Raw genomic sequence first — 11,938 nt, 5'->3', positions numbered from 1 at the left:
GGCCGCTGCTGTCGCCACCCCATCCCCTTCGCGATCGACTCGACCGCGCGCACCGCCCCCGACGTGTCGTTGTCACCGTGGACGTAGAGCGCGTACGGCAGTCCCGCCGTGTCGCCCTGCGCGGGGTAGTAGACGTTGTCGAAGAAGAACTTCAGGGCGCCCGACATGTACCCGATATTGGCGGGTGTCCCGAGTATGACCGCATCGACTTCCAGCAGGTCAGGGACGGTCGCGGACAGAGCCGACTTCGTCCGTGCCTCCACTCCTTCGATATCGTCGGTGTGGGCGCCGTCGAGGACCGCCGTCAGCATCTCCTGGGTGGCGGGCGAGACGGTGTGGTGAACGATGAGCAGTCGTGCCATGACCCCACAGTAGGCACGTCACGGGAACCGATCCGCTCCCGTCGGCGTCTGACCCGACAGAGAACGAGCAGCCGCTGATCGCGGGCGTCCCCGGCCGACGCCTCGACCCGGACCCGCGGGCAGGAAGCACCCCCCGGGCTCGGGCGCTCGCCCCGCTCACGGCAGAAAGCCAGGACCGCCATGAGCCAGCCTCCTTCGAACGGCCCCTACCAAGGACCTCCGCCCGGTATGCCCCCGCAGGGGCCCCACACCGGCGGTCAGCCCCCCATGGGTCCGCCCACCGGCGGCCAGCCGCCCATGGGCCCGCCGCCGCCCCCGGGCGGAGCGGGCATCCCTGGAGCCCCCGGCGACCCCTACGGCCACGGCAACGACCCGTACGGCCACGGCGGAGACCCCTACAACCAGGGCGGATCCCCCTACGGCCAGCCGGGCGCCCCGTACGCCCAGCACGGCACCGGCCCGTACGGCGCCCCTCCCCACGGTGACCCCTACGCCGCCCCGCCGATCGACCCCTACGGCAACCCGTACGGCCAGCAGCAGCCGAAGAAGACCTCCCCGTGGCTCTTCCTCGGTCTGGGCTGCGCCGCGCTGTTCGTCATCGGCGTCGTCGTGGTGGTCCTGGTCTCCGTCGTCTTCACCGGCGAGGACCCGCAGACCGTCGAGGCCCGTGAGCCCGGCGGCGCGGCCGACACCGACGAACCGGGTCTGGAGGAGCCGGAGGAGCCCGAGGAGCCGGAGGAGCCCGCGGGCCCCGTTCCCGACCCCTCCGACATGGAAGCGGTCGGCAGTGAGTTCGAGTACGACGGCATGTCCTTCACCGTCACCAGCGTCGACGTGGTCGACGAACTGAACGGCACCGGGGCGGACGGCGAGTTCCTCGTGGTCGAGATCGACGTGGCCGACACCTCCGGTACGGGCAGCAGCTGGTTCTGGATGGACGAACAGCACGTGTACACGGCGGATGGCACCCAGTACGGGGAGTCCTACGACCTCACCCAGGAGATCAACGGCGACATCTACGAGGTCCTGGACCCGAACGGCGCCGTCTCCAGCGTGACGATCGCCTTCGACGTGCCCGACGCCGACGAGATCAGCTACATGGGCCTGAGCACCGAGACCTACGGAGGCAACGAGACCTACGTGTCCCTGGTCGACTGACCGGACGGTCGGACGCGGCCCGGTCCGCCCGACGTCGGCGCGTGGCGCACGCCCCGCACGGCCCTCCGCCCGCCCCGGGTGGAGGGCCTCACGCGTGCAACCGCGATCGTGGCGGTGGGTGACCGCCGGTCGGGCACACGAGAGCGACAAGGTCCATTTCGGATATGTAGGGACATCCGAAATTCATGGCTTGATCAGCATCAAACCTGGCACTTCCTCCGAATTCCTACATCCACACAACGGACATTACTTCCCTAACGTCACATTGGCGAATATACGCAACACGATGGAATCACGTCCGCAAGAATGTCGGACGTTGACCGGTCATTCCCCTCTTCTCTAAGGTGCGACGGCACGCGCCACCTGCTCCCACCACCCGTGCGAACAGGCGATACGCGGACACTTCAGGCGTTCTTGGCCGCCCGGACCGGGCGGCGCTCAGCAAGGAGCGAGGGAACCATGCCGCACACCGTCCGTGCCGCACTCGTCCAGACCGAGTGGACCGGCGACACCGAATCCATGCTCTCCGCCCACGAGAAGTACGCGCGCGACGCCGCCGCGCAAGGGGCGAAGGTCATCGGGTTCCAGGAAGTCTTCAACGCGCCCTACTTCTGCCAGGTACAGGAGGCCGAACACCACCGCTGGGCCGAACCCGTGCCCGACGGCCCCACGATCACCCGTTTCCGGGCCCTGGCCAGGGAACTCGACATGGTGATGGTGCTCCCGGTCTTCGAGGTCGAAAAACCCGGTTTCTACTACAACACCGCCGCCGTCATCGACGCTGACGGCAGCTACCTCGGCAAGTACCGCAAGCACCACATCCCCCAGGTCAAGGGCTTCTGGGAGAAGTACTACTTCCGCCCCGGCAACCTCGGCTGGCCGGTCTTCGACACCGCCGTCGGCCGGGTCGGCGTCTACATCTGCTACGACCGCCACTTCCCCGAGGGTTGGCGCGCGCTCGGTCTGGGCGGAGCCCAGATCGTGTACAACCCCTCAGCCACCAGCCGCGGCCTGTCCCCCTACCTGTGGAAGCTCGAACAGCCCGCGTCGGCCGTCGCCAACGCCTACTTCGTGGCCGCGATCAACCGCGTGGGCGTCGAGGAGTACGGCGACAACGACTTCTACGGCACGAGCTACTTCGTCGACCCGCGCGGACAGTTCGTCGGCGACGTCGCCTCCGACTCTGCCGCGGAGCTGGTCGTGCGCGACCTCGACCTCGACATGATCGACGAGGTCCGCCAGCAGTGGGCCTTCTACCGGGACCGACGCCCCGACGCCTACGGACCGCTGGTCGAGGGATAGGGGGCGACGGACATGGGACGCACCGTCATCCGAGGCGGACTGGTCGTCACCGCGGCCGAGGAGGTCGAGGCCGACGTCCTGATCGAGGGAGAACGGGTCGCCGCCCTGGCCCTGCGCGGCACCGAGGCCGCCGGGACCTGGGCGCGCGGCGACGCCGCCGTCATCGACGCCACGGGCCACTACGTCATCCCGGGCGGCGTGGACGCCCACACCCATATGGAGATGCCGTTCGGCGGCACCCAGTCAGCCGACACCTTCGAGACCGGCACCCGCGCGGCGGCCTGGGGCGGCACCACCACCATCGTCGACTTCGCCATCCAGAGCCCCGGCCAGTCCGTCCGCTCCGGCGTGGACGCGTGGATGGCCAAGGCCGACGGGGCGTGCGCGATCGACTACGCCTTCCACGCCATCCTGTCCGACGTCAACGAGTCCTCGCTCAAGGAGATGGACGTCCTCGTCGACGAGGGCGTCACGTCGTTCAAGCTGTTCATGGCCTACCCGGGCGTCTTCTACAGCGACGACGGCCAGATCCTGCGCGCGATGCAGCGCGGCGCCGCCAACGGCGCGCTGACGATGATGCACGCGGAGAACGGCATCGCCATCGACGTCCTGGTGGAGCAGGCCCTGGCCGAGGGCCGGACCGACCCGCGCTACCACGGCGAGGTCCGCAAGGCGCTGCTGGAGTCGGAGGCCACCCACCGCGCGATCCAACTCGCCCGGGTGGCCGGGGCTCCGCTGTACGTCGTGCACGTGTCGGCGGGCGAGGCGGTCGAGGAGCTGGCGCGGGCCCGGGACAAGGGGCTCAACGTGTTCGGCGAGACCTGCCCGCAGTACCTGTTCCTGTCCACGGACAACCTGGCCGAGCCGGGATTCGAGGGCGCCAAGTACGTGTGCTCCACGCCGCTGCGCCCCAGGGAGCACCAGGAGCTCCTGTGGCGGGCGCTGCGCACCAACGACCTGTCCGTGGTCTCCACCGACCACTGCCCGTTCTGCTTCACCGGACAGAAGGACATGGGCGTGGGCGACTTCTCCAAGATCCCCAACGGCATGCCGGGTGTGGAGAACCGGATGGACCTGCTGCACCAGGCGGTGGTGGACGGACACATCAGCAGGCGGCGGTGGATCGAGATTGCCTGCGCCACGCCCGCCCGCATGTTCGGCCTCCATCCGAGGAAGGGGACGGTGGCTCCGGGTGCGGACGCCGACATCGTGGTCTACGACCCCCGGGCCGAACAGGTCATGTCCGCCGAGACCCACCACATGAACGTGGACTACTCGGCATACGAGGGCAGGCGCGTCACCGGCAGGGCCAGGACGGTGCTGTCACGCGGACGCGTCGTGGTCGACGACGGAAACTACCTGGGGCAGGCCGGGCACGGCCGGTACGTGCCCCGGTCCACCTGCCAGTACCTGGTCTGAGGAGGAGAAACAGCATGGACATCGGACTCGTCCTCCAGACCGATCCGCCCGCCGACCTGCTGGTGGACCGGATGGCGCGCGCCGACGGGCTCGGGTTCACCCACGGGTGGACCTTCGACTCGGTGGTGCTGTGGCAGGAGCCCTTCGTCGTCTACAGCCGGATCCTCGAGCGCACGGAGAACCTGGCCGTCGGACCGATGGTCACCAACCCGAGCACGCGGACGTGGGAGGTGACCGCCTCGCTCTTCGCCACGCTCAACGACATGTTCGGCAACCGGACGGTGTGCGGGATCGGGCGCGGCGACTCGGCGATGCGCGTGGCCGGACGCAAGCCCGCGACCCTGGCCCGCCTGGAGAAGGCCATGCGGGCGATCAAGGACCTGGCCGAGGGGCGGGAGGCGGACGTCGACGGGGCGTCGATGCGCATCCCGTGGGTGCGGGACGGCTCCCTGCCGGTGTGGATGGGCGCCTACGGACCCAAGGCGCTGGACCTGGTGGGGCGCCGGGCCGACGGGTTCATCCTGCAACTGGCCGACCCGTACCTGACCGAGTGGATGGTCAAGGCGGTGCGGTCGGCGGCGGCGGACGCCGGTCGGGACCCGAGCGAGGTGAAGGTGTGCGTGGCGGCGCCCGCCTACGTCACGGACGGCTCGGCGGAGGGGCTGGCGCACGGACGCGAGCAGTGCCGGTGGTTCGGCGGGATGGTGGGCAACCACGTCGCCGACCTGGTGGAGAGGTACGGCGAGCACTCGGGGGCGGTCCCCGAGGAGCTGACCGACTACATCCGCGCACGGAAGGGCTACGACTACAGCCACCACGGGCGGGCGGGCAACCCGGACACCGAGTTCGTTCCGGACGCCATCGTGGACCGGTTCTGCCTGGTCGGCCCGGTCGAGGAGCATCTGGCGAAGCTGGAGCGGCTGCGCGAGGCGGGCGTGGACCAGTTCGCCGTGTACGCGATGCACGACGACGTCGACGGGGTCATCGACGCCTACGGACGTGACGTGATCCCGGTGGTGTCCGCAACCGCGACGCCGTCCTGAAACACGGAGTCAACACGCGTCTCGCACACTGTCCGACGTGCGAGCAGAACGGTTCCGGGGTTCCGGGTGTGGCCGAGGTCCCCGGGAGACCCGGGGCTCCCGGACCACCCGGGACCTTCCGGGCAGCCGGGCAGCCGGGCCTCCCGGGCCCTTCGGGGCCCTTCAGGGCGCTGGGGGTCCAGGAGGCCCGGGCTCCGAGGCCGCGGTCCCCCGCTCGCCGCGTCCCACCGCCGGACGGGGCGCGACGGGTGTCGGGTACCGCCCCATGGGGCCAAGGGGAACACCACACCATCCGCGCACCAGAACCCCCTTCCTGACGTGCGAGGATGATCGGCGTCCTGCGACGAACCCGAACATTCCTCCCGTCCACCAACGCGGGTCCCGAGCCGTGCCCGTGTCCCCGCCCACCTCGCGATCCCCCATCAGCACCACCGAAACCAGGTGTCACGTGACCCACGCTCCTTCCCCACCCGAACCCGCCGCCTCCTCCGCCGTCGTCACCCACCCCGACGGGCGCGTGTCCATGCCCAAGGGGCAGAACCTGCCCGAGGGCCCGTTCGTCAACGAGGACCTGCACCCCGTACCCATGTCCCGACGCACCTGGGGCACCGGAAGCTTCACCGCCCTGTGGGTGAGCATGTCGGTGAACCTGCCCGCCTGGACCCTCGCCAGCGGCCTGATCGCCGTGGGGATGGACTGGCGGCAGGCGGTCCTGACCATCGCCCTGGGCAACCTCATCGTGCTGGTGCCCATGGTCCTCACCGGCCACGCGGGGGCGAAGTACGGCATCCCCTTCCCCGTGTTCGCGCGCGCGTCGTTCGGGCTGCGCGGCGCCAACCTGCCCGCCCTGATCCGCGGGGCCGTGGCATGCGGGTGGTACGGCATCCAGACATGGATCGGCGGCCAGGGCGTGTACATCCTCGCGGGCCGCGCGTTCGGCGACGGCTGGAGCGGCGCGGCCGAGGTCGGCGGGCAGCCCTGGACGATGTGGCTGTCCTTCGGGCTGTTCTGGGTGGCCCAGCTCGGGATCATCCTGTGGGGCATGGAGGGCGTGCGCAGGGTCCAGGTGTGGGCGGCCCCGCTCATGCTGGTCGGAGGTGTCGCGCTGCTGGGGTGGATGGTCGCCCAGGCGGGTGGCTTCGGCCCGCTGCTGACGGTCAACTCCGATCTCGGGTGGGGCCCGGAGTTCTGGGCGCTGTTCTTCCCGTCCCTGATGGCGATGATCGGGTTCTGGGCGACGCTGAGCCTCAACATCAGCGACTTCACGCGGTTCTCGTCCTCCCAGCGCTCCCAGGTACTGGGGCAGACGTTCGGCCTGCCCACCACGATGGCGGCGTTCGCGCTGCTGGCCGTGATGGTCACGGCGGGCACACAGGCGGTCTACGGGGCTCCCCTGTGGGACCCGGTGGACATCGTCGCGGAGATGTCGAACGGAATCGCGCTGCTGTTCGCGATCTTCGTGGTGCTGCTGGCGACCGTGTCGACCAACATCGCCGCGAACCTGGTCGGGCCGGCCTACGACCTGGCCAACCTGAAGCCGAGGCTGATCAGTTTCCGGACCGGCGCGGTGATCACGTGCGTCGTCAGCGTCGCGATCTTCCCCTGGAGGCTGATCTCGGACCCGAACGTGTACATCTTCACCTGGCTCGGCACGGTCGGCGGCGTGCTCGGCACCGTGGGCGGCATCCTCGTCGCCGACTACTGGCTGCTGCGCCGGACCCGCATGAACCTGACCGCGCTGTACACGCGCCGCTCGGAGTACTGGTACACGGGCGGCTGGAACTGGCGGGCGCTGGTGGCCTTCACCGCGGGCGCGGCTTTGGCGGTCGGCGGCTCCCACTCCGCTCCTGGAGAAGGCCCCTTCCCCGAGGACGGACTGATCCCGTTCCTGGCTCCGCTGTCCGACTACGGATGGGTCGTCGGATTCGCGTCCGCGCTGCTCATCCACTGGGGCCTGGGAGTGTTCCTGCCCGACGGCCGTTCCCGCGCGGCAGCCGGGCAGGGCGCGGCGGGCACACGGACCGGCTGACCCACCGGTCACCCGGGCCACACGGGAAACGACCGTGGGGTCGGCACGCGCGTGCCGACCCCACGGTCGTCGTCGGATGTGTTCCCGGTCAGGCGGCCGGGCGCTGCTCCTGGGGGTCGAGCGAGGCCAGCACCGCGTTGATGTCGCGGGTGACCCGGGTGAACGCACGGGTGGACAGCCACAGCTTGTAGATGATCACCAGCTCGAAGGCGAGCATCAGGAAGCCGGACACGGCGATGGTCACGAGCATCCCCGTCGTGGAGAACAGGCCGACCAGCGGGGCGACGATGAACACGCCCATCTGGAACTCGATGCCGCTGAACAGGTGCGGGCGGATGCGGTTCTCCCGCAGGACGTCGCGGACGCGCCGGTACCAGGGGAAGCGCCGGTGGAAGCCCTCCTGGAGTGCCGTGCTCTGAATCTGGCGCGCCTTGCGCCCCGGGGTGAGGACGGTGGGCTCCGCCTGGTCCTCTTCCTCCTCGTCGGCGGGCGCGGTCCGGGTGACGGGGCCGGACGGCCGTTCCGGTGCGGCGACGCGCTCGGCGCCGCCGACGGAGACACCGCCCTCGTCGTCGGCGTCGTCGACGGCTCCGCCCGTTTCGAACCGGGCGGCCAACTCGCGGACCTCTCTACCGCCTTCGCCGTCGCCCTCCTCGGCCTCGCGGATGGCCTGGACCATGTGCTTGCGCATCGTGGTCCGCACCTTGGCCATCTGCGGCGAGTTCAGGTAGCGGAACATGTCCGTGAACACGATGCCCAGGGCGAACCAGAGGAAGACCGGGTTCCCGGACTCGGCGAACTGACCGCCCATGAGGGCGATGGCGCAGATCAGGACGCGGACGCGGTCGAAGACGTAGTCGAGCCAGCTGCCGAACACCGACCCGTTGCCCTTGAGCCGGGCGATCTTGCCGTCCATGCAGTCCAGGACGAAGCTCAGGTGGAACAGGACGGCCCCGGCCAGCAGCCAGTACCAGTCGGCGAGGAAGAAGCAGACCGCCGCCGCCACGCCCAGGATCAGCGCCGCCAGGGTCAGCTGGTTCGGGGTGAGGCGGGTCCGGTTCGCGGTGGCCCTGACCAACCGCGAGGCGAGGGGGTCGACCAACCAGACGGTCCACCACGAATCACGTGTCTTGTAGGTCTGTTCCTGTACGTCACGAAGGGTGAACGCGGGCATGGGAGAAACTCCAGGCACGGTGGACGATGGTTCGGGGTCGTCGTGCGGCGGCGGGAACGCACGAACACCGCGGGCGCGAGATCAGGGCGCGGGGGGGGGAGCCGGGCGCCGCCGGGAAGGGCGTGTCACACCGGTGATGCTGAGTTGACGCCCTCTCAGGCTCTCGGGTTCACATCCACACACGACTGGTGACCCGAACAGACACTCATGACGGTGACCAGGCCTATCCCATGTGACATAAACACCACGCCAACATGACGTCACACCAACGGCGCCGATCCCTCCTCCACCGCCCCACCCCTACCGTTCCACCTCAACCGGCGTGAACGCCGGAATGTACCCCATGTCTCCGCGTTCGGTGTCAACCCCGGAACTTCATGTGCGGTGGATCACCCGATTTCCCCCTCCGCGGCTACGCGTGCACACAGATTTCATCTCGACTCGACAACATGCGCCGCGCGTCCCACGGGTCAGTGACAGGACCCGCTGATACTGGACCGGCAGGGCCACGCGCCCCCGGACGCCGACCATCGCCACGGCTCCGGCGCCACGCCAGGCTCCATCCGAGGCCCTCCGCCGCGCCGCCGCCCCTGCCTCCACCTCCGCCAACCCGAGGCTGACTCGTGTCCGATCCTGCCCTGAACCGCGCCACCGACACGGTTCCCACCCCTTCGACCGCCACCACCCGCCGACGCCGTTCCGACATCGAGGGCCTGCGCGCCGTCGCCGCGCTGCTGATCGCCGTCTACCACATCTGGTTCGGCAAGGTCTCCGGCGGTGTGGACGTCTTCCTCGTGCTCACCGGCTTCCTCATCACGGGCTCCCTGGTGCGCGCGTTGGAGCGCGACGGGCGGATCGCGCTCGGGGCGTTCTGGGCCAAGCTCGTGCGGCGCCTCTTCCCGGCGGGCGCGGTCGTCCTCGGCACGGTCCTGGTCGGCGCCTACCTGCTCCTGCCCCGGTCGCGGTGGACCGACGTCATCGCCGACGTCCAGGCCGCCGCGCTCTACCACGGGAACTGGCACCTCGCACTGGGCTCGGTCGACTACATGGCGGAGAACGGTGCCGCCAGCCCCGTCCAGCACTTCTGGTCGCTGGGTGTGCAGGGACAGTTCTATCTGCTGTGGCCGCTGCTGCTCACGGCGGCCGGGCTCGTGGCCGCGGCCCTGGGCGCGCGGGTCCGCACGGCCGCGGTGATGACACTGTCCGCCGTGTTCGCCGGGTCGTTCGGGTACTCACTGTGGATCACGGCGAACGAACCCGTCTGGGCCTACTTCGACACCGGTGCCCGCCTGTGGGAACTCGCCCTGGGCGGCCTGCTCGCCCTCGCCCTGGGCCGTGTCCGCCTGTCCGCCCGGATGCGCGGCGCCGCCGGGTGGACCGGACTGACCGCACTGGTCCTGTGCGGCCTCGTCGTCAGCGACCACCTGCCCTATCCGGGCCTCGCCTCGCTGTGGCCGACCCTCGCGGCGGTCCTGGTCATCGTGGCCGGGGCCGGTGCGGACGTCGGGCGGCTGTCCGCCAACCGGCTCCTGGGTTGGGCTCCGCTGACCTGGCTGGGCGGGCACGCCTTCACGCTGTTCCTGTGGCACTGGCCGGTCCTGGTGTTCTACCTGGAGGTCACCGGAACGGAGCGGCCCACGCTCGGTGGCGGGCTGCTCGTCCTCGGTCTGTCCTTCGCGGCCGCGCTCGCCACGGGCTGGGTGGTCGACGGCGGGCTCACCCGCCTCACCCGGACGCGGACGGCTCCCTCGTGGTCGCTGGCCGCCGGAGTCCTGTTCGTCGTGCCCGTGTTGCTCGGCGGCCTGGCGTGGGGCCAGGTGATCCAGCGTGACCAGGAGCTGCGGCTGGAGCTGGCCTCCGACCCCACCGCCTACCCGGGGGCGGGCGTCCACCTGAGCCCCGCGCTGGCCGAGGGTCTGCCCGACCTGCCCGTGTACCCCGACACGACCACGGTCGCGCGCGAGACCATCGACCAGACCCGGGCGTGCAACGCGCTCATCGACGACACCGAACTGGTGCGGTGCGAGGCCGGGGACCCGGAGGGCGACTACACGATCGCGCTCGTCGGCAGTTCGCACGCCCGCCACTGGTACCAGGCGCTCGACACCCTGGCCGACCGGCACGGGTGGCGGCTGGTCGTGATGACCAAGAACGCCTGCCAGTTCAGCACGGCGGATCAGACCTACCGGGGCGAGGCGTTCGAGGAGTGCGACGCGTGGAACGGTCATGTCATGGCCGAGCTGCGCGACCTGCGGCCCGAGGCGGTGTTCACCACGGGCACCCGAACGCGGACCGGCGCGGACCGCCCGGAGCACGTGCCGGACGGATACGTCGAGCGCTGGCGTGAACTGGACGAGCTGGGCGTCGACGTGGTGGCGGTCCGCGACACCCCGCGGTTCGGGTTCAACGTGCCCGAATGCGTCGACCGGAACGGCGCCGGTTCCCCGGAGTGCGCGGAGCGGCAGTCGTACTCGATGGCGCGCACCTCACCGGCCAACGCGCTGGAGGACGTCCCGGACAACACGGCCTTCGTGGACATGACCGAGTACTTGTGCTCGGACGGCCTCTGCCCGGGGGTCATCGGCAACCAGTTGGCGTACTACGACACCAACCACATGTCGCATGCGTTCTCGCGCTCGATGGCGACCGTGCTGGAACCCGACCTGCTCGACGCCCTGCCCGAGGCCCCGGAGGCCGACGCGAGCCTGGTGGAGTCGGCGGCGGTGCTGTACGAGGAGCCCTAGCCGTGTTCGTTCTGGGCCTGCCGCTTCGCCTCGGCCCGGGTTCGGGCGCCCCGAAGGCAGGGATGCCCCATCCTCGGCTACGCCCGCCCGTCGCCCTCCACCGCCCTCAACGGGCGCCTACGGCGCAGTCCGATTCAAGCCCGTTCCTCGCTCGCGGCTCGCCTCGTCTCGCAGCACCCTGCCGGTGCCCGAACNCGGCCGCCCCCGGAGGGGACGGCCGCCCCCGGAGGGGACGGCCGCCGCGTACGCGGATCGGGACTACTCGCCCTTCCAGACGGGGGCGCGCTTCTCAGCGAAGGCCGCCGCACCCTCCATCGCGTCCTGACTGACGAAGACCGGGCCCGCCAGCTCGTTCTGCCGGTCCCACATCTCCTCGGCGGACCAGTCATCGGAGGACTGGATGACCTCCTTGGACACCTTCAGCGCCAAGGGGCCGTTCGGGGTGATGCGGGCGGCGAGATCCTTGGCCCCGGCCAGGGCGCCGCCGCGGATCGTCACCTGGTTGACCAGGCCGAGTTCCGCCAGGCGCGTGGCGTCGACGAAGTCGCCGGTCAGGGCCATCTCCATCGCGATGTTGCGCGGGATCCGGTGGTGGAGGCGGAGTAGGCCGCCCGCGCCCGCCACGAGGCCGCGCTTGACCTCGGGGATGCCGAACTTCGCGTCCTCGGCGGCGACCACCAGGTCGCAGGCGAGCACCGCCTCGAAGC

At 70.3% G+C, this 11,938-nt stretch carries 9 protein-coding genes; 6 read left to right on the top strand and 3 right to left on the bottom strand.

Annotated features, from left to right (window positions below; all coding sequences use genetic code 11):
* Nucleotides 1-362: flavodoxin family protein (locus D471_RS0110615; protein ID WP_017598601.1), on the bottom strand; the 362-nt coding region annotated here is incomplete at its 3' end.
* Nucleotides 363-542: 180 nt separating this feature from the next.
* On the opposite strand from D471_RS0110615, the gene D471_RS42290 reads away from it, so the two are divergent.
* The 5 genes from D471_RS42290 (at nt 543) to D471_RS0110590 (ending at nt 7,313) form a co-directional block, all read left to right on the top strand.
* On the top strand, nt 543-1,520 hold the full coding sequence (locus D471_RS42290) for a DUF4352 domain-containing protein (RefSeq protein WP_086003009.1): 978 nt from the start codon (nt 543-545) through the stop codon (nt 1,518-1,520).
* Nucleotides 1,521-1,979: 459 nt separating this feature from the next.
* Complete coding sequence (locus tag D471_RS0110605; RefSeq protein WP_017598599.1) at nt 1,980-2,822, top strand: nitrilase-related carbon-nitrogen hydrolase; 843 nt, start codon at nt 1,980-1,982, stop codon at nt 2,820-2,822.
* Between the two features lie 12 nt (nt 2,823-2,834).
* Nucleotides 2,835-4,241, top strand: coding sequence for a dihydropyrimidinase (hydA, locus tag D471_RS0110600; RefSeq protein ID WP_017598598.1), 1,407 nt, complete (start codon nt 2,835-2,837; stop codon nt 4,239-4,241).
* 14 nt (nt 4,242-4,255) lie between these two features.
* Nucleotides 4,256-5,284, top strand: coding sequence for a TIGR03842 family LLM class F420-dependent oxidoreductase (locus tag D471_RS0110595; protein ID WP_017598597.1), 1,029 nt, complete (start codon nt 4,256-4,258; stop codon nt 5,282-5,284).
* Between the two features lie 448 nt (nt 5,285-5,732).
* Nucleotides 5,733-7,313 carry an NCS1 family nucleobase:cation symporter-1 gene (locus tag D471_RS0110590; protein WP_017598596.1) on the top strand — a complete coding sequence of 527 codons (1,581 nt, stop codon included), beginning with the start codon at nt 5,733-5,735 and terminating at the stop codon, nt 7,311-7,313.
* A gap of 88 nt (nt 7,314-7,401) precedes the next feature.
* Here the strand turns inward: D471_RS0110590 and D471_RS0110585 are convergent, their stop codons facing one another.
* Nucleotides 7,402-8,487, bottom strand: coding sequence for a CDP-alcohol phosphatidyltransferase family protein (locus D471_RS0110585; RefSeq protein ID WP_017598595.1), 1,086 nt, complete (start codon nt 8,485-8,487; stop codon nt 7,402-7,404).
* A gap of 623 nt (nt 8,488-9,110) precedes the next feature.
* On the opposite strand from D471_RS0110585, the gene D471_RS0110580 reads away from it, so the two are divergent.
* Entirely contained in the window at nt 9,111-11,231 is a 2,121-nt protein-coding gene (locus tag D471_RS0110580; RefSeq protein WP_017598594.1) for an acyltransferase family protein, read from the top strand.
* Nucleotides 11,232-11,489: 258 nt separating this feature from the next.
* Here the strand turns inward: D471_RS0110580 and D471_RS0110575 are convergent.
* Nucleotides 11,490-11,938 (bottom strand): enoyl-CoA hydratase-related protein (locus D471_RS0110575; protein WP_017598593.1); only part of this gene is annotated, 449 nt, incomplete at its 5' end.

It is taken from the genome of Nocardiopsis lucentensis DSM 44048, from assembly GCF_000341125.1.
GTDB classification, from domain to species: Bacteria; Actinomycetota; Actinomycetes; order Streptosporangiales; family Streptosporangiaceae; genus Nocardiopsis; species Nocardiopsis lucentensis.
Note: the sequence above shows the minus strand (reverse complement) of the source record. Positions and strands in the feature narration are given on the sequence as shown.